At 72.6% G+C, this 17,694-nt stretch carries 15 protein-coding genes; 7 read left to right on the top strand and 8 right to left on the bottom strand.

The features are described from left to right. Nucleotides 1-715 precede the first annotated feature (715 nt). The 3 genes from DRB89_RS36805 (at nucleotide 716) to DRB89_RS36815 (ending at nucleotide 3,184) form a co-directional block, all read left to right on the top strand. Nucleotides 716-1,450, top strand: a complete 735-nt coding sequence (locus DRB89_RS36805; RefSeq protein ID WP_112451687.1) for a GPP34 family phosphoprotein — start codon at nucleotides 716-718, stop codon at nucleotides 1,448-1,450. A gap of 446 nt (nucleotides 1,451-1,896) precedes the next feature. After that, nucleotides 1,897-2,781, top strand: coding sequence for a helix-turn-helix transcriptional regulator (locus tag DRB89_RS36810; protein WP_112451688.1), 885 nt, complete (start codon nucleotides 1,897-1,899; stop codon nucleotides 2,779-2,781). A gap of 193 nt (nucleotides 2,782-2,974) precedes the next feature. After that, the gene (locus tag DRB89_RS36815) at nucleotides 2,975-3,184 is read left to right on the top strand and encodes a DUF397 domain-containing protein (RefSeq protein ID WP_112451689.1); all 210 of its coding nucleotides are present in this window, start codon (nucleotides 2,975-2,977) and stop codon (nucleotides 3,182-3,184) included. Between the two features lie 304 nt (nucleotides 3,185-3,488). On the opposite strand, the gene DRB89_RS36820 is transcribed toward DRB89_RS36815, so the two are convergent. Next, entirely contained in the window at nucleotides 3,489-4,334 is an 846-nt protein-coding gene (locus DRB89_RS36820; RefSeq protein ID WP_112451690.1) for a hypothetical protein, read from the bottom strand. A gap of 129 nt (nucleotides 4,335-4,463) precedes the next feature. On the opposite strand from DRB89_RS36820, the gene DRB89_RS36825 reads away from it, so the two are divergent. Then, nucleotides 4,464-5,774, top strand: a complete 1,311-nt coding sequence (locus tag DRB89_RS36825) for a PLP-dependent aminotransferase family protein (protein ID WP_112463618.1) — start codon at nucleotides 4,464-4,466, stop codon at nucleotides 5,772-5,774. Between the two features lie 250 nt (nucleotides 5,775-6,024). Continuing rightward, nucleotides 6,025-6,327 carry a hypothetical protein gene (locus DRB89_RS36830; protein WP_112463619.1) on the top strand — a complete coding sequence of 101 codons (303 nt, stop codon included), beginning with the start codon at nucleotides 6,025-6,027 and terminating at the stop codon, nucleotides 6,325-6,327. A gap of 64 nt (nucleotides 6,328-6,391) precedes the next feature. Here DRB89_RS36830 and DRB89_RS46145 read toward each other — a convergent pair whose 3' ends face one another. Beyond that, nucleotides 6,392-8,413 (bottom strand): RICIN domain-containing protein, encoded by a 2,022-nt coding sequence (locus tag DRB89_RS46145; protein WP_239517741.1) that lies wholly within the window; start codon nucleotides 8,411-8,413, stop codon nucleotides 6,392-6,394. A gap of 546 nt (nucleotides 8,414-8,959) precedes the next feature. After that, on the bottom strand, nucleotides 8,960-10,153 hold the full coding sequence (locus DRB89_RS36840; protein WP_112449429.1) for an MFS transporter: 1,194 nt from the start codon (nucleotides 10,151-10,153) through the stop codon (nucleotides 8,960-8,962). A gap of 455 nt (nucleotides 10,154-10,608) precedes the next feature. Between DRB89_RS36840 and DRB89_RS46150 the strand changes: the two genes are divergently transcribed. Next, a complete protein-coding gene (locus DRB89_RS46150) occupies nucleotides 10,609-10,854 on the top strand; it encodes a pentapeptide repeat-containing protein (RefSeq protein WP_275432077.1) in 246 nt (81 codons plus the stop codon). 17 nt (nucleotides 10,855-10,871) lie between these two features. Here the strand turns inward: DRB89_RS46150 and DRB89_RS36850 are convergent, their stop codons facing one another. Further along, nucleotides 10,872-11,225 carry a hypothetical protein gene (locus DRB89_RS36850; protein ID WP_112449430.1) on the bottom strand — a complete coding sequence of 118 codons (354 nt, stop codon included), beginning with the start codon at nucleotides 11,223-11,225 and terminating at the stop codon, nucleotides 10,872-10,874. Nucleotides 11,226-11,752: 527 nt separating this feature from the next. On the opposite strand from DRB89_RS36850, the gene DRB89_RS36855 reads away from it, so the two are divergent. Continuing rightward, entirely contained in the window at nucleotides 11,753-12,802 is a 1,050-nt protein-coding gene (locus DRB89_RS36855; protein ID WP_239516546.1) for a beta-ketoacyl-ACP synthase 3, read from the top strand. A gap of 421 nt (nucleotides 12,803-13,223) precedes the next feature. On the opposite strand, the gene DRB89_RS36860 is transcribed toward DRB89_RS36855, so the two are convergent. The 4 genes from DRB89_RS36860 to DRB89_RS36875 all read right to left on the bottom strand — a co-directional run bounded on the left by DRB89_RS36860 (nucleotide 13,224) and on the right by DRB89_RS36875 (nucleotide 17,637). After that, the gene (locus tag DRB89_RS36860) at nucleotides 13,224-13,892 is read right to left on the bottom strand and encodes a TetR/AcrR family transcriptional regulator (RefSeq protein WP_112452378.1); all 669 of its coding nucleotides are present in this window, start codon (nucleotides 13,890-13,892) and stop codon (nucleotides 13,224-13,226) included. A gap of 237 nt (nucleotides 13,893-14,129) precedes the next feature. Then, a complete protein-coding gene (locus DRB89_RS36865) occupies nucleotides 14,130-15,785 on the bottom strand; it encodes an AMP-binding protein (RefSeq protein WP_112452377.1) in 1,656 nt (551 codons plus the stop codon). After that, entirely contained in the window at nucleotides 15,782-16,594 is an 813-nt protein-coding gene (locus DRB89_RS36870) for a class I SAM-dependent methyltransferase (RefSeq protein ID WP_162688879.1), read from the bottom strand. The genes DRB89_RS36865 and DRB89_RS36870 overlap by 4 nt, the downstream gene beginning before the upstream one ends. Nucleotides 16,595-16,683: 89 nt before the next feature. Beyond that, nucleotides 16,684-17,637 carry a helix-turn-helix domain-containing protein gene (locus DRB89_RS36875; protein ID WP_162688880.1) on the bottom strand — a complete coding sequence of 318 codons (954 nt, stop codon included), beginning with the start codon at nucleotides 17,635-17,637 and terminating at the stop codon, nucleotides 16,684-16,686. Nucleotides 17,638-17,694: the final 57 nt, after the last annotated feature.

Consider the following 17,694-nt stretch of genomic DNA (forward strand, 5'->3'; position numbering starts at 1 on the left):
GCGCGGCGGGCTCGGCCGCGACGGGCCGGCCCGAAGCCGCCTCACGAGCCGCGGACCCCTCGCCCACGGACGCGGAAGCGGAAGCGGAAGCGGGACTTGAGCCGGAGCCGGAGGCAGCACCAGAGCCCGAGCTGGAGCCGGAGCCGGAGCCGGAGTCCGAGCCGGAGCCCGAGCCCGGGTCCGCACCGGAACCGGAAGGCGGACCGGAAGGCGCTCCGGAATCCGCGCCGGAGGCCGGGACGGAATCCGCACCGGAATCCCGGCCGGAATCCGCCGCCGCTTCGGGCAGGGCCTCGAAGACCTCGGTCCGCGCGCCCGGTGCCGCCTCCTCCGGCTCGTCACCGGTGGGCGAGGACTCCGCCGTGGCGACCCACGCCGCCACCGCTTCCCTCAGCGGATCGGGTGCCGCGGACCCCTCCTCGGGGTCCCGCGGACGGAACACCGAGACCCTCGGGTCACGCCCCTCGGAGGACTCCGCTGCCCCCGACGCTCCTTCATCAACCGACTTGTCGGGGGACTCGCCCGCCACCAGTTCCTCCTCGATCGCCATACGCCCGGCTGTCCGAATGTCTAACAGTGTCCCGTCTCGGGTGCATCGCCCCCGTGATAGACGAGAACGACATAGCTGACGGTTCCCCCACAAAGCAGGCAGGCACTCTCGACAGATGAATGTGAGAGGCGTCACCCTGTCACTCATCCACGCGGGGAGGCATGGATGGGCAAGAGCCGCAGAACGATTCCGGAGGAGCTCCTGCTGCTCGCATTGGACCCGGCCACGGGTACCACGGCGCAGCCGCAGTCGCTCGACCTCGGCCTGGCCGGGGCACAGCTAGTGGAGCTGGCTCTGGCAGGACGGATAGCCCCTGATGGGGATCGTATCGCCGTGGTGATGCCACGGCCGACAGGAGATCCGACTCTGGACTCCGCACTGGAACTGCTGCGCAGGCGCGGCAGCCCGGTTCGGGCCGTCCACTGGATCGGCGGACCCCGACTGGGGCTCCGCCAGGTGTACCTCGCTCACTTGGAGCGTTGCGGCATGGTCAGTGCCGTCGCGGGCCAGATGTGCGGGGTGCTGCCGACGACTCGCTACCAAGCGACCGACACGGCGATCAGCCGGGAGATCCGTGCCCGGCTGGACAGTGCGATCCGCACCGGTGTACCCCCGGACCCGCGGACCGCGGCGCTTGCCGCCCTGGCCCACGCGGTCGGACTCGGCAAGCACCTGTACCCCGGCAACGAGGGGCGGTCGTCCAGGTCCCGACTGCGGGACCTGATCCGGCACGACCCGATGGGCGGACTGGTGGCGCACGCCGTCATGGACGTCCAGAACGGCGTGGCCGCACAGCCGCGCCGCGACCGGGCACCGGCCCAGCCCACCCGGGCGACGGCCACGGCCGTTCCGCTGCAACCGCGACGGACCGGAGCGATGGCCCGCGCGGCCGCGCACTGAACCGCCGGCCGGGCACGCAGTACGGGTCGGACACGCAGTACGAGCACGAGGACAAGCGCGAGCTGCGGTACCAGTACCAGCACGACAGGCAGCACGCGCAGCACACGTAACGCCACTGCCGTGGCCGGCGTCCCTCAGACCCGGTCCGGGAGCCGCCAGCGCGCGGGGTGGCGAGGCCGGTACGCCGGCCCCGCCGCCCCGCGCGTTTGCGTTGCGGCCCGGTCCCGGCAACCCGGTCCCGGCAACCCGGTCCCGGCAACCCGGTCCCGGAGGCCCGATCCCGGGAACCCGATTCCGGCGGCCCGGTGCCGGCAACCCGATCCGGACAGCCCGTTCCGGACCCCATCCGGGCCGTTCCCCAGCGAGGCCGCACGCTTCGGTGGCAGTCTGCTCACCAGCAGGCACGCAGAGAGACAGCGAGAGAAGAAGGCGGAGGTGCCGTTCACGTGGCGTCCAATGTCAATCCCACCGTCCGACGCCGCCGACTGGGCATGGAGTTGCGCAAGCTCCGCGAGGACAAGGGCATGACGGCCGAACAGGTCGCAGAGCGCCTGCTCGTCTCCCAGTCCAAGATCAGCCGACTGGAGAACGGCCGACGCTCCATCAGCCAGCGCGACGTCCGCGATCTGTGCGACGTCTACGAGGTCGAGGACCGGCGGCTCGTCGACTCCCTCATGCAGATGGCCAAGGACTCCCGCCAGCAAGGTTGGTGGCACGCCTTCGGCGACATCCCGTACAGCGTCTACATCGGCCTGGAAACGGACGCCGCCAGCCTGCGCACCTACGAGCCCTTGGTGGTGCCGGGGCTGCTCCAGACCCCGGAGTACGCCCAGTCGCTCGTCCGGGGCGCATGGCCGGAGACCGCTCCGACCGACGTGGAGAAGCGCGTACAGGTCCGAATGCACCGCCAGAAGCGGCTCTGGGAGACCGACAACAGCAATCCGGAGATCGGGCCGCTGCGGCTTTGGGCGGTCATCGACGAGGCGGCCCTGCGGCGTCACGTGGGTGATGCCCAGCTCATGATCCGGCAGCTGGAGTACTTGATAGAGCAGTCGGAGAAGCCGCACGTCACGGTCCAGGTGATGCCCTTCTCGATGGGAGCGCACCCGGGCGTCAACGGCCAGTACGCCATTCTGGAATTCCCGGACGCGTCCGACTCGACCGTCGTCTACATCGAGGGCGTGACGAGCGACCTGTACCTGGAGAAGGCCAACGACGTGCAGAAATACAGCGTGATGTACGAACATTTGCGCGCACAGGCCCACAATGTGGACCAGACGCGGCAGTTCATCTCGCGCATCATCGACGATTTCGCGAGCAAGGAGAACTGAGGCTCAACAAAAGGCCGGTACGGTACACCGTCACTCCCCGGCCACAGAAGGCCTAAATGGAATATGCCACTCGGTCGGGTGAACGCCCCCGACACCTGCCGGAACCTGCGGGTAGCGTCGATCACGTCGGTCGGAGAAATGGCCGACAGGACACCGGGATCCACCGGTACTACTCGCTGAACCGGAGAGAAACATGGCCATTCGTCAGGGTTCCACGGAAAACTGGATCAAGTCCTCGTACTCCGCCAACGGCGCCTGCGTCGAGGTCAAGTCCCCCGTCATGGAGGCCATCGCGGTCCGCGACTCGAAGGTGCAGGACGGTCCGTCCCTCACCTTCGCGCCCGGCTCCTGGACCTCGTTCGTCGCCGAGGTGACCGAGGGCCGGCTGGGACGCCTCGCCTGAACGTCGAGGCGAACGTCCCAGCCCGCCGACAGACGAACAGCGCCACCAGCACGACACGCAGGACCAGCAGGATCCGCACCACCAGCACGACCAGTACCACCAGCACCACCGCACCACTGACTGGAGCCCTCTCGACCGGCCCGCCGTCCTGGCCGAGGGGGCTCGGCCATGTCCGCACGCGGGGCGCGCGGAGGCCGTACCCGGGCCCGTACGCGGGAGCCGCACACGGGGGCCCGCACGGCGCCCCCGGCGGCCGCCCCGGCTAGCGGCTAGCGGCTAGCGGCTAGCGGCTAGCGGCTAGCGGCTAGCGCAACCGGTCCACGTACCGGTCGGTCCCCGGCACCGTCGGGATGAACGGCGCCACCAGCTCCACCCGCCCCAGCCCCGTCTCCGCGACCTCCGCGTCCAGCCCCTGGAAGCGGTCCCAGCAGGTGCGCGGGTCGGTCTCGAGGAACCACAGCAGGGTCAGCCGGGTGTCGACCCCCTCCACCTGCTTCACGTACGTCATCCGGTCGCCGGGCAGCGGCGTCGGCCGGAAGACCGTGACCATCGCGGCCGGGGAGCCGGCCAGCCGCTTCGGCAGGGCGCGCGAGCGCAGCCACTCCAGCAGCTCGGCCCGCTGCTCCGGCCCCTCGGCGTCGACGACCTGGACGACGAGCCCGCCGTAGGGGTGGTCGAGGGCGTGGAAGTCGCGGGGACCGGCGGCGCCGTCGCGGTAGACGGTGGCCTCGTGGTCCTGGAACGCGGTGAAGACGTGGGTGCGGTCCTGGTAGACGCGCCCGTCGCGGTTGAGCCGCTTGTTGATGCCGACGGTCCACTTCATGTGCTCGTCGTAGCGGCCCTCGGTGACCCAGTACGTGGATATGTAGCACCCGGCCGTGACGGGCTGGGCGACCGCCGACTTCTCCGGGTAGCGCAGCTCCTGGAGGTCCCGGGTGGCGACCCAGCGGCGGCCGGCGAACATCCAGGGCATGGCCATGGCGCCCGCGTAGTAGTGGTCGTCCTCGTACCAGCGGTTGTACGCGAACTCGTGGCCCGGGTGCGGTTCGACCATCGTGATCAGCGCGTGGCCGGGGTGGACTCCGTAGGGGCCGACCGAGGCGAGCTCGGCGTAGTCGTCGGCCCGGGTGTTCCGCTCGTCTGCTGTCATGGGAGACGGTCTAGCTGATGCGACGTCAGATGGGGAGTCCCCGGCGGGCAGTTCAGCATCCGATACATAGATGGCGTCTACACCTTCACGGGGCTACGATGCGCGCACCCGCCTCCCGAAGGAGCTCCCGTGCCCGCCTCCACCGTCGGCCTCGCCCCCGCCCCGCCGCCGCCTTTGGCCGCCCGCGTCCGCACGACCGCGCCCTCGGCCGTACGCGAGATCCTCGCCGTCACCGCCCGGCCCGGCATGATCTCCTTCGCCGGCGGCCTGCCCGCGCCCGAGCTCTTCGACGCCGAGGGGCTGCGGGCCGCGTACACCACCGTCCTCACCCGCTCGGCCCGCCGCGCGCTCCAGTACTCGACCACCGAGGGCGCCCCGGAACTGCGCGCGGCCGTGGCCCGGCGGTTCGACGGGCGCGGACTGGCGACCACCGGGGACGACGTACTGATCACCACCGGCTCCCAGCAGGGGCTCGGCCTGATCGCGACGGCACTGATCGAGCCGGGCGACACGGTCCTCGTCGAGAACCCCACCTACCTGGCCGCGCTCCAGGGGTTCGCGCTCGCGGGCGCCCGCGTGGTCCCCGTGCCGTGCGACGGCGAGGGCATCCTCCCGGACGCCCTGGAGGAGCTCGTCGCGCGCGAGCGCCCCAAGCTGCTCTACACCGTCCCCACCTTCCAGAACCCGACCGGCCGCACCCTCCCGTCCGACCGCAGGGCGGCGGTCGCGGCCGTCGCGGCCCGGCTCGGACTGTGGCTGCTGGAGGACGACCCGTACGGGGACCTGCGCTACGAGGGCTGCGACATCCCGTGGCTCGCCGCGCACCCGGGCGCGGAGGACCGTACGGCCCTGCTCGGCAGCTTCTCGAAGGTGATGGCGCCGGGGGTCAGACTGGGCTGGCTGCGCGCACCGGCGGCGCTGCTGCGCGGGGCGGTGCTCGCGAAGCAGGCGGCGGACCTGCACACCTCGACGGTGGACCAGCTCGCGGCGGCGGAGTACCTGCGGACGGCGGACCTGTCCGCGCACATCGCCCGGGTCCGGGAGGCGTACCGCGGCCGACGCGACACACTCCTGTCGGGCCTGGCGTCGGCGCTCCCGGCGGGCTCGACGTGGAACCGCCCGGAGGGCGGCATGTTCGTCTGGGCCCGCCTCCCGCAGGGCCACGACGCGACGACCCTGCTGCGCGCGGCGACCGCCGCGGGCGTGGCCTTCGTCCCCGGAGCCCCGTTCTTCGCCGGCTCCCCGGACCCCAGAACCCTCCGCCTGTCGTTCACGACGCACACGGAGACGGAGATCGCCGAGGGCCTGCGGCGGCTGGCGGCGGCGGGCGGGGCGCACGCCGAGGCAAAAAGAGAGGCTCGTCCCTCGCCCCCCACCTCGGACAGGCCGCGGACGGGGTACAGGCGAATTCCCCGGTCCCGGCCCGCCGCGCCGACGTAGTCGGCGCCCGCCTCCCAGTCGCCGGCCGTGACGGCGGCGCCCGCCGCCGTGTCCTCGGGGGGCACGGGCTGCGCGTTCTCGGTGTCGAGGTCCGCCTCGGCGCCGTGGGCTCGGAGATGTGTGGAGGAGACAGGTCGGGGCCGGGGCCGTGTCCACCACCGGTACGCCGACTTCGAGTTCGCCGTGCCCGAGGGCGGGGAAGCCCACGTCCACACTGACCTTCCAGGCACCGGGCGGCAGGGACTCGGCCGTGGTCCAGCCGGCCGGCGCCGCCGCGGGGTCGCGCACCAGCCGCCAGGGGCCCATCGTGCGGGCGCCGTCGGCGCTGACCGCGTTCACGGTGGCGGCGACCGCCTCCTCGACGGCGTCCCCGTCGTTCTCCCAGGTGATGTCGGCGGTGACGCGGCCCTCCCGCTGCCCGTTCACCACCACCTTCACGGTGTCGCCGTGGGCGTGCGCCACGACCGGGGCCAGCAGGATCAGGCCGAGGGCGGTCAGGACCGTCTGGAAAGCGATTCGTATGCGCATCGTGGCGGTGCTCCGGGTGGGGTGAGGGGCCCGGCGGACGGCCGCGTGGCGCGGCCGTCCGCCGGAGGGGACTTCACGGGCCGACTGGGTCAGCCGGCCTTCTGCACGGTCCAGGCCTGCGCCGCGCGGCCGTCCGCGCGCTGCAGGTCGAGCAGCCAGTTCCCGTAGTAGGGGCGGCTGCTCACGGTCAGCGCGAAGCCGCCGCCCGGGTCGGTGACGCTCACCGCGCCGCCGCGGGAGGTCAGCTTCCAGGCTTGCGCACCGGAGCGGCCGCAGGGCTGCTGCGCGACCCACATGCCGGCGGCCGGAGTGCCGCCCGGCTCCAGGCACTTGCCGGAGACCGCGGAGCGGATGCGGACCAGCCCGCTGCCCGCGTCGTCGAAGTACCACTGCTGCTGGGCGTAGCCGTTGGAGCGCGCCCCGACGAGCACGGTGCCGTCGGCGCCGCGCCCGCCCCAGACCTCGGCGGCCATGCCGCTGCTGCCGTTCCCGAGCAGGTACCGGGTGCCGGGGGTGGTCGCACCGCCGCCCGTGCCCTTCGTACGGAAGGTCGCGGCCTTTCCGGGTCCGCTGTCACGGCCAGCGCCGTCACGGACGGAGACGGCGAGCGTGTAGGAGGTGTCGGGCCGGAGGTTGTAGACGCGCAGCACCGGGGACTGGACCCAGGCCAGGTGCTTGCCGCCCAGCAGGACCTGGTACCAGGCGGCGCCCTCGGCCTTGGGCCAGCTCACGACGACGGAGTCCGACTGGATCTGGCCCACCGTCACGGCCGGTCCGCCCGTGGGCTTCTTGGTCGGTGTGGGCGTCGGCTTCTTGGTCGGCGTCGGGCTCGGACTCGGGCTCGGGTTCGGGTTCGGACCCGGGTCGGTGCCGCCTCCGCCCCCCTTGTTCTTCATCAGGAACTGGTTGTCGGCGATGTTCCAGTGCGTGGCCAGGTAGCTGCCGGCCTTGGGGCTGGTGTGGAAGTAGTCGTCGTGGTTGCAGTCCAGGATGTTCTCGGCGGCCTGGTTGGTGCAGATGTTGCGCATCTGCGGGTAGTACGGGGTGTCCGAGTAGCACATGACGTCGAACTCGTCGGTGCAGTGCGCGCCGCGGCTGGTGTTCGGGGCGCTGTTGTTGACCGCGCCCAGGTTGTGGCCGAGTTCGTGTGCGGCGGTGTGGCCGCCCCAGCAGCCGGAGTCCGTACGCCCGTACGAGGGGCCGAAGTTGCTGAGGTTGGCCTGGCCGGGCCGCTCGTCGCCGTTGAAGGTGCCTATCCCGCAGTAGACCTGGGTGTCCGCGAAGATCATGTACTTGCGGTCCCGGCGGTCGAGCCCCTTGCCGGCGAGCGCGGCGTTGGTGGCGCTGAACTCGGCCAGCGCGGAGTCCGGGAGCTCGATGTTGAGCACGGTGGGGGTGCAGTCGGCGGCCGTCACGTAGCGGATGTGGCGGACCCCGCCGGTCTCTTGGGCGCTCGCCGCGTAGATGACGTCGGCGTCGGCCGCCCACTTGCGGAACGAGGCCGCGTACTCGGAGTAGCGGTCGCGGCCGGGGCCGTGGACGTAGACGACCTGGACGCGATTGCCGGTGCTGCCGTCGCCGTCGCACTGGACGGTCTGGCCCGCGGGCCCGGCGGCGACGGCCTGGCCGGCGGCCGAGGGCGCGGGCGCGGCGGACTTGTCGGCGGCACGGTCGGCGTCGGCGGCGGGCGCGTCCTGAGGACGCCCGCCGCCTTCGCCGGGCGCCGGGTCGTCGGCGGCGGGGCGGGCCGGATCGGCCGCCGGGGCGGAGGCCTTGACGGCGGGCGGGATGTCCTTCGTGATGTCGACGCCCTTGGGCGGGGCGTCCGGGCCGTGGGTACACAGACCGGCACCGGTCCGGTAGACGCCGGCGCACCGGTCGCCCTTCGGCGCGGGGGCGAGGCCGTCGTAGACCATGCCGCGCGCGCCCTCGTTGGCGGGCGCGGCGGCGAGGGGTTCGGGCTCCTGGTCCCGGGCGGGCGCGGCGGCCGGTGCGGCGGCCTCCGCCCCGGCTTGTACGGACACGGCCTGGGCCCCGTCGCCCAGTCCGGAGTAGGCGATGCCGGCGGCGATCACCGCCGCCGTGGCCATGGCGGCGGTGAGGAGTACCAACCGTCGCGGTTTGCGGCGGTGTTCATGCCGTCTGCGTCGTCCTGTCATGGGCACCTCAAAGCAATATCGGATGAGTGGGTGCGCGGAAGCCTGCCAGACGAATGCGGCGGAGAATTCGGACAAAGAGGGGCGCGCTTCGAGAAATCGTTCCGTTACCTGCGCGTCAGATCTGATGAACAATCAATACGCAAGGAAACAAAGGGAGTTACGCGCGTCGCGCATATTGGTCCAGGCCTTATCGAGGGGAGTCGTTATCGAATCGAGATAACAAGTGGAGTCCTGTTGACGGGAATTCAGTCAAGGATTCACCTAATTACTACCTGTCGAATTCCCTCCGTCACGACCCGTGAGGAAGGCGGTGCCCGGCCGGCCCTGCGCACACGGAGGCGTCCCCCACGGCCCGCTGACGGAGCGTCCGGACCGCGACGCCGTTCCTCCGCGCGGCCGCCCGCGTACTTCGCGGGCCGGCTGCGGACGAGGGCGGGAGGTGAGGTCCGGCCCGCCCGCAGCGGAACGGGCCGATCCGTCGACCGGCCTGCGCGGCGCTCAGATCCCGGCGGCCCGGACCGGACGTCGGAGCAGGTAGAGGGCAGCGGACGCGACGAGCACCGCCATGCACGCGATGAACACCAGCCCCGCGCCCTCCAGTCCGAGCGGCCCCACGAGCAACCCCACGCCGATCACCGGCACCGAGATGCCGGTGTACGCCACCACGAAGAGCGTGGAGATCACGGACGCCCGCCGGTCCGCGGGAGACGCCGCGGCCACCGCGGACAGCGCCCCGCGGAACGCCAGTCCCTGCCCGAGTCCGCCGACCACGGCACTGAGCACCACCAGCGGCAGCAGGTCCCGCCACAGCGCGCCCGCGAGCAGCGCCAGGCCGGCGAAGAGCCCGGCGCACCCCAGCGGCAGCGAGCGCCCCACCCCGACCCGGCCGACCGCCAGCTGCCCGGCGGTCGAGGCGAAGAAGGCCATCGCGACCACCAGCCCGCTGACGGCGTGGTTGTGCACGTCCAGGGACTGTGCGAGGAACGCCGGGCTGACGGACGTGAACACCCCGAACAGCGCGAACCCCACGAACGAGGCGATCGCCGCCGGCCCGAACACCGCCCGCACCTGCGGGGGCAGGCCGGGCCGCTGCGGCCGTACGGTGCTCAGCGGCCGCAGCTCACGTACCGTCTCCGGCAGCCGCAGCAGGACCGCGGCCGAGCCGGCCACCAGCGCGATGTGCACGGCGAACGGCAGGTACAGCGGCCAGGGGGCGTACTGCGCGAGCACTCCGGCGAGCAGCGGACCGCAGCCCAGCCCACCCATGTTGGCGGCCGTCGCGACGAACGTGGCCCGCGAGGCGCCGCCGGCCGGTGCCAGCTCCATCACGTACGCCGTGGCGGCCCCGGTGAACAAGCCGGCGGACAGCCCCGACAGCAGCCGCCCCGCGTACAGCCAAGGCATCCCGTCGGCGCACAGGAAGCAGACGGCGCTCGCCGCCGCCAACCCCAGCCCCGCCAGCAGCACCGGCCGCCGGCCCACGGCGTCCGAGACATTGCCCGCCAGCAGCAGCACGCCGATGACCCCGAAGGCGTACACGGCGTACACCACGGTCACCGTCAGCTCGGAGAAGCCGAACTTCTCCTGGTAGAGCCCGTAGAGGGGGGTCGGCAGCGTGGTGCCGGCCATGCACACGGCGAACACCGCCCCGCTGAGGAAACACGCGCGCCACCCTCGGAGATCACCGTCCATGCCGCCGACGGTAAACCCGCGACGCGCCCCGGCCCCGGCCTGACGTGCCCGGCGCGCCGCCGCTCCCACCTGCGCAGCGCAGGATGCCGCTGGTCAGCGCGTGCCAGCAGGGACCGAACCGTCACGCGTGGCACCCTGTCGCCGTCCGCGGATCATGAGAAGGTGCGCTGCATGAGTCGGCGAGATGCCCGCAGAACCGTGGCGAAGCGTCGCCGCGACTCCCCACGGCGGAGCAGGGGCAGCTCATCAGCCGGTTCAACGACGCCACCACGAACCTGGGGTCGAAGGAACCCGGCATCGCGTTCGGGGGGATCGCCGCACTGCAGCGCATCCTGGGTCCCGCCGCCGAGGACGACGACGGGAGCGCAACACGCGAGGAGCCGAGCCCTCTGCCGGAAGCCGGCCCCGTCGCCTGCGACAGCACGGGCTACGCCGACGCATCGGGGGCGGCGAACCTGCGCGGGGCGCACCTGGCCGCGGCGAACCTCAAGAAGGCGGAGCTCCGCTATGCGGACCCGTGCGGAGCGGACCTGAGCAACGCGGACCTCACCGGCGCCTTCCTCGACCACGCGGACCTGGCCGGGGCGAACCTGTCGGGAGCGAAGCTCGACGGGATCGACTCCTATCGCGCACGCGGGTTCATGCCCGAGCGGCGCGACCGTCCTTGCCGGCCGTGGATCGAAGAGTTCCACTGGCGGTGAACAATCCCGGATCCGGGTCAGCGGAACTCGTGTACCACCTGGATCTCGCCGACCAAGTGGGCGTTGAAGTCGTCCAGTTCCTCGGCCGGAACCCACAGCTCGAGGATCGTGCGCCCCCCGGCCTGCTGAACGGGGTAGCGGCTCAAGAACTCCGACTCCACCTCGAACCGGGTGACGAAGCCGACGCCGCTGTGCTTCACGTTCCAGTCCCTCGCGATCTTGATCGCATACTCCTCGTTGAGGACCGGGTAGAAGATCGGCTGCTCGGGAAGGCGCGGCGGCCAAGCACGCCAGTTCAGCTCGCGGACCAGGTCCAGCTCCTGGGGGCCGGTGGGCCGCCATAGGGTCGTCGTCGGTCGCAGGACGGTCATGTGCGTCGCTCTCTGAGTGCGGGAAGCCGCTGGTACGGCTGGTCTGCGACCGGACGATACCGGCGCCCGGACTTCAGCGGCCACGCGGTTTCCGCGCCCCGGTTCGCACGGCCCGGACGGGGCGCGTGCAACACGTTCAACAGCGGACCCCTGCCGCGGCCGTTGCCCTCCACCCTCCCGCCCGGTTAGTACGCCCGGGGACGTTTGCGGAGCCTCGGCCGTCAGCAGTGCGGCAGCAGCGGGCCGGCCGTGCGTCTGCCGTCCGTCACGCGTCCGTCAGCAAGGCGCCTGGATGGCCGTACCGAGTTCAGCCTTTGGGGCGAATCCCTGATGGGCTAGCGGCCGTAACGTTTCTTCCTTCACGCCGCTGAGCTGCGGGAATCGCGGCGAACCCGTCGGCCAGCACATCTGTTCTGCGCCGCCTCCGCGCCCGCCGTGATCTTGACGCGCCCTACAGTCATGCCGCTCCCCCGAGATCCTCCTGAGAGACGTGCGTGACTTCCCCCTTGCCTTGCACAGAAGACCAGTTGACGCCCTCGGCCGGCCGGGCCGCGCCGCCCGCGGCGGTGCTCCAAGGCATCGCCGGATACGTCCCGTCGGGCGTGGTCGCCAACGCCGGACTCCCCGCGGCCTGGGGCATCGACGACGCCTGGGTGCACCGCCGCACCGGGATCCGCGAGCGGCGCCGGGCCGCACCCGGCGTCTCCACCGGCGAGCTCGCCCTCGAAGCCGGGCGCCGGGCACTGGCCGTGGCGGGGGGCGCTCCCGTGGACACCGTGCTCGTGGCGACCTCCACTCCGGACCGGCCGATGCCCGCCATGGCCCCGCAGCTCGCGACCCGCCTCGGTCTCGGCGGCGCGGCGGCCTGGGACGTGAGCGCCGCCTGCAGCGGGTTCCTGTACGGGCTGGCCACGGCGGCCGGCGCGCTGCTGTCCGGCTGCGCCGACCGGGTCCTGCTCGTCGCGGCCGACGTGTACTCCACCCTCCTCGACCCCGAGGACCGCTCCGCCGGGATCGTCTTCGGCGACGGCGCCGGGGCGGTGGTGCTGCGCCGGGGCCGGTACGGGGAGCCCGGCAGCATCCTCGCCTTCGACCTCGGCAGCGACGGTTCGGGCGACGAGCTGATCGAGGTGCGCGGCGGCGGAGCGCGGGAGCGTTCGGCCCCGGAGGCCTACGGCCCCGGCGACCGGCACTTCCGGATGCGGGGCCGCGAGGTGTTCCAGCACGCCGTGATCCGGATGACGCAGTCCTCGCAGACCGTGATGAAGCACGCGGGCTGGTCGCCCGAGGACGTGGACCGCTTCTGCGCCCACCAGGCCAACGCCCGCATCGTGACCGCCGTCGCGGAGCGCGTTCCGGTCCCGGGACCGCGCCGGGTGACCAACATCGAGCGGGTCGGGAACACGGGGGCGGCGTCCATCCCGCTCGCCCTCGCCGACGCCGCCTCGCGCGGTGAACTGCACGCCGGGGAAAGGGTGTTGCTCACCACTTTCGGCGCCGGACTCACCTGGGGGTCCGCGGCCGTGCTCTGGCCGCGGCTCGACCGCACGGTGCCCGGCATCGAACCCGCGCCCTGACCCCGAGGCGCCCGCGGTCCTCCCCCTTGACCTTCCCCGCGACCTTCCCGGCCGCTCCGCCTCCGCCGGCCGACCGACCGCGCCGACCGGGCTCGTAGAACCGCGCCCGTCGAACCGGCTCGTCGAACCGGGCTCGCTCTGTCTCGTATACACATTACCCCGCCGACCCCGCCCAGCCCGCCGACCGCCCCGACCACGCCGGCCAGCACCGTGCGGGCCTCCCTGGCCGTGGCGAGGGTGACCGGGTCGGTCCGCAGCTCGCCCCGGCCGTGGAGCGCGGCGGCCCGGGAGCCGCTCAGCCAGAGCGTGAGACCGCCCAGGGAGTCGAGCAGGTCGTGGTGCCCGTAGCGGTCGTGCCAGAGGGTGTTGAGCAGGTCCAGGCTGAGCGGCTCGCCGGTCAGCGGGCGTGGATCCCGCATGGTCATCTCCGTCGTCCGGGTATCGCGGCTTCGGATACGGGTTCGAACGCGCAGAACGGGGACGAGCCCTCGGCCCGGTACGGCTCCGCGGTGTGCGGCCCGGCGACGATCCCCGGCAGCAGCAGTTGCCACAGCCCGGTCACGTGCCGGCGCAGCGAACGACAGGAGCGGCCCGGCCGCGGCTCCTCCGCCCGCAGGGACACGTCCATCCCGATCAGGGAGAACACGACCTGGGAGGCGATCTCCCGGGGGTCGGACACCCCGTGCAGGGCGGCGGCCAGCTCGGCGCGGACCGGATCGGTCCAGGAGCCGCCGGCGTCCGGGTAGTGCGGGAACTCCCGGGTCAGCCGGGCTCCCGCGCGCGCGACCGGGTCGTGCCCGAGCCGCCCGGCGACCACGTGCGTCATGTCGACGGCGGCCTGCAGCGGCCGGACTCCGGTGCGCGGTACGGAGTCCAGTGCCGCGGCGGTCGTCTGCCGGGCCTCGCTGCGCACCGCCCGGACCAGGTCGTCCTTGGCCGGGAAGTGGTACATCAGGGCGCCCTTGGTCACCCCGGCGGCGGTGCAGATGACGACAAGTGAGGCCCCTTCATATCCGTACAGGTCGATGGCCTTGGCGGCGCCGTTGATCAGAGCCCGGCGCGTCCGCTCGGCTCTCTCCTGCTGCGCCATGGGCGCTCCTCGTGCGTAGGGGGTGGAGACACGGGCCGTCTCTTCGGGACCGGCCCGGCCCGCGGCACCGGGCGCCGTGCACCTCCCGGTGGAGCGTGGGGGGAGAGGTGCGGCGCCCGGTCGGGAACCCTCCCGGGGACAGCCGGGAGGAAGCCGCGGGCCGGCCCGGCCCGGGAGAGACGGCGCACGGATGGCGCCGCCGGCGACGGGCCCGCCGCCGGAGCGCCATCCGTACGGTCAGGCCGCGCTGCCGGCGGGCACGGGGGCCAGGCTGTCCTCGAAGCTCTTGCGGAGCTGGGCCCGGCGGAGCTTGCCGATGCCGGTCTTGGGGATCTCGGACCGGTCGACGGGCAGCAGGTGGCGGACGTCGACGCCGAGGCGCTCGCGGACCCGCTCGCGGATCTGCTCGCCCTCCTCGGCGGTGATGGTCCCGGTGCGCGGGCTGAAGAAGACCGCGAGCTCCTCGGCGCCGCCGGGCTCGGAGGTGACGAGGGAGGCGACGGTGTACGAGGGCTCGATGAAGCCGAGTTCCTCGACGGCGGCCTCGATCTCGTGGCCGTGGTAGGCGATGTCGCCGAGCTGGATGACGTCGTCGGTGCGGCCGGTGACGGTGAGGATGCCGTTCTCGACGTACGCCAGGTCGCCGGTCTTGAACCAGCCGTCCTCGGTGAAGGACTGCCGGTTCTGCACGGGGTTGTCGTAGTACCCGGAGGTGATCGTCGAACCGGTGACCTGGAGCCGGCCGGTGACGCCCCAGGGCACGAGCTCGCCGTGCTCGTCGACGACCCGGATGCGGGTGCCGGGCTGGGGGCGGCCGACGGGCACGTAGCGGTCGTCGCCGGCGGCGGCCTCGGTGAACTGGCAGTCGGCCACGCCGGCGGTGGTCTCGGACATGCCCCAGCCGGGGAACATGGCGGTGGCGGGCAGCCCGTGGGGGGCCAGCAGGTCCAGGAAGCGGCGTACGACGCCGGAGCGGACGGCCTCGCCGCCGTTCATGATGTAGCGCAGCGGGCTGAGGTCCCAGCCGCGGCCCTCGAAGCGGTCGGCCTGGTCGTTGACGAGCACGAAGGCGAAGTTGGGCGCCCAGGTGGTGTCGGCCCGGTGCGCGGAGACGGTGTCGAGCCAGCGCAGCGGGTCCTCGAGCACCCACTGGATCTTGGCGTGGACCTGGGCGGCACCGAGGAAGACGTCGCGGGCGTGGAACATGACGAGCCCGCCGATGTGGTCCAACGGCATCCAGTTGAAGGTGCGGGTGTCCGCGTCGAGCTTGTTCACGCGGGCCGTGGCGGCGCTGCGCGTGAGGACGTTGCGGTGGGTCAGGGTGACGGCCTTGGGCACGCCGGTGCTGCCGGAGGTGAGCAGCAGGACGACCGGGTCGACGGCGGCGGGCTCGTGCCAGTCGAGGTCCGGTTCGTGCGCGGCGCGCAGGCTCGCCACGTCGCCGAGGTGGGCGGCGGCCCAGCCGGCGTCGGCGGTGACCGCGGGCGCGATCTCCTGGCCGGTGCCGGTCAGCACGCGGGGGCGGCCGTAGCCGCTCCACACGCGCTCCAGCAGGCCGGGTCCGTTGACCGCGTCGGCGCTGACGGGCAGCGGCAGGAAGCCGCCCAGGACGCAGGCCCAGAAGCCGCCGAGGAGGTCGGTGTCGTCGTCCGACTGGAGGATGATCTTCTCGCCGGCGCCGGCGCCGGAGGCGCGCAGGCCGGCCAGGATCCGCGAGGCGTCGTCGAGCAGTTCGACGTAGCTCTGGTGGTCCTCGGTGCCGTCCGGGCGGATGTAGGTCACTCCGCGGCCGTCCTCGGCGCCGGCGGCGCGGACGAGGGCCTCGCCGAGGTGCGCCACGCCGGTTTCGGGGGCGGGCCCGCCGTCGAGCAGCGATATGCCGGTGCCGGTCATGCCTGGTTCTCCTCTTGCTGAGCGGTGTCGGTGTCGGTGGCGTTCGTCGTCGCGGTCGCGGCCGTGGTCGCGGTGGCCACGATGACGAGCGGGCCGCGGCCGTGGAAGGGCGCGGGCTCCTTGCGGAAACCGCCGTACTCGGCGGTGATGGTCAGTCCCGCCGCGGCGAGCAGCTCGCGCACCTCGGGCCCGGTCAGCACCGCCTGGTCGAAGAAGTTGTCGTACATGGCGACCGTGCCGTCGGGGGTGCGGACCAGCAGGGTCTCCTCGTTGCGCCAGTTCGCCGCGTGGGCGTTGATGGCCTGGCGGGCGAGGCGGGTGATGAGGACTCCGTCGGGACCGCGGTGGTGGGCGACGGTGTGGGGCTGGAAGGAGTCGACGAAGTTCAGCATGTGGCCGAACTCCAGGACGACCTGCCCGCCGGGGGCCAGCAGTTCGCGCAGGGAGCGCAGGACCGCCGGGAGCTCGGCGCGCTCCAGGTAGTTGAGCGTCATGAAGAGGCTGTAGACGAGGTCGTAGCGCCCTTCGGTGCGGTACGTCTCGGCGCGTGCCTCCACGTAGGAGATGCCTTCGTCGCCGGCGGCGCGGGCGTACTCCAGGAACGCGGCGCTCTGGTCGACGCCGGTGCCGCGGTGGCCGCGCTCGCGCAGGGCGCGCAGGTTGGAGCCCGTGCCGCAGCCGAGGTCGAGCACGGTGCCCGCCTCGGGGAGCAGGGACGCGAGGAACTCCGTCTCGGCGGCGAGGTTGCGGAAGTCCTTCCGCATGATCTCGTAGTACTCACCGGGGAATTCGAAGCTCGTGCCGGTCAAATCCGTCATCCTCCTCGGATGTCAGTGCTCGTCAGTGCTCGTCAGTGCTCGTCAGGGGTCCGTCGGGGTGGCGGGCCCGTCGGTGCCCGTCAGGTGGCGACGGGCTCGCGCGTGGTGCGGTAGCCGCGCGGGGTGAGTCCGTAGCGGTCGCGGAAGAGCCGGCTGAAGTGGGAGGCCTGGTAGAGGCCGGACCGTTCACCGATCACGCCGACGGGCAGGTGGGAGAGCCGTGGATCGCGCAGCTCGTACCGGCAGCGGGCGAGGCGCTCGTCGCGGATCCAGCGGGCGGGGCTGGTCCCGTGGTCCTGGAAGATCCGCTGGAGGTAGCGCAGCGAGATGTTGTGGTGCTCGGCGACCGCCTGCGGGGTGAGGCCGGGGTCGGAGAGCCGTTCGCGGATGTAGGACTGGATGTGCAGCATGAGGCCGTGGCGGGCGACCTCGTCCTCGGCGGCGACGTGGCGCAGCCGGTCCGCGAGGACGGCGGCGGTCAGGCCGGCCACGGTGGATCCGACCCGGTCGACGGCGGAGTGGATCTCGGTGCCGTGGTCGTGGAGTCCGGCGAGGAGCTGGGAGAGCAGCGCGCCGGCGCCCATGCGCCCGCACCAGCCGGTCGCGGTGAGCTTCGCGGTGTCGTCGGCCGACATCCCGAGGTGGCGGTGCGGCAGCAGGACCTCCACCAGGTGGAAGGGGCGGGGCAGCACGAGACGGTAGGGGCGGCTGCTGTCGCAGCAGATGATCTGGGGGCCGCTCGCCTGGCCCCGGCGCCCGTCCTGGTGCACGTGGATCTCGCCCGCCAGTGCCCGGAACACCCTCAGGTACTCGGCGGCGCCGGGGCGGATGTGGCGGCCGGGGCGCAGGACCTCGTGGGGCTCGCCGGTGACGAGGGTGATGGTGACGTCTCCGAAGTCGCGTCGCACGACGGTGCCGTGGACGGACTCGTCGAGTCCGCGGACGACCCGCGCCGCACCGGGGGCGTACGCGGCAACCGGTGGACTGCGGTCCGGCACGAATGCGCTCGGCCCGCGGAGGGGCAGCATGTCCATCGTTCTCCTCGCTCCGGGAAGCGTCATGCCATCGTGACAGGCAGGCCCATAAAAACA

It is taken from the genome of Streptomyces sp. ICC4, from assembly GCF_003287915.1.
GTDB lineage: Bacteria > Actinomycetota > Actinomycetes > Streptomycetales > Streptomycetaceae > Streptomyces > Streptomyces tritrimontium.